The sequence below is a fragment of the Paraburkholderia sp. SIMBA_053 genome (genome assembly GCF_046534895.1).
Taxonomy (GTDB): domain Bacteria; phylum Pseudomonadota; class Gammaproteobacteria; order Burkholderiales; family Burkholderiaceae; genus Paraburkholderia; species Paraburkholderia caledonica.
Window position 1 is genome coordinate 1 of the sequence record NZ_JAWRXU010000476.1, and the last position, 284, is coordinate 284.

1 protein-coding gene is annotated in these 284 nt (G+C 62.3%); it reads right to left on the minus strand.

Features of this window, described 5'->3' with window-relative positions:
- Window positions 1-284, minus strand: a 284-nt coding sequence (locus tag SB753_RS36495; RefSeq protein ID WP_410804987.1) for a ribosome-recycling factor, incomplete at both ends; no start/stop codon positions are given.

Genomic DNA, 284 nt, shown 5'->3' on the forward strand with positions numbered 1-284 from the left:
TCGTCGTCTTCCGAAATTTCCTTGTCTTTAACGAGCTTCTTCAGTTGCTCGTTCGCGTCGCGGCGCAGATTGCGCACGGCGACCTTGGCCGTTTCGGCTTCGCTCTTGACGACTTTCGTCAGTTCGCGGCGGCGTTCTTCGGTCAGCGCGGGCATCGGCACGCGGATCACGTCGCCCTGGGTAGCCGGGTTCAGGCCGAGATCCGACTCGCGGATCGCCTTTTCGACGACCGGGACCATCTTCTTTTCCCACGGCTGCACGCCGATCGTGCGCGCGTCGATCAG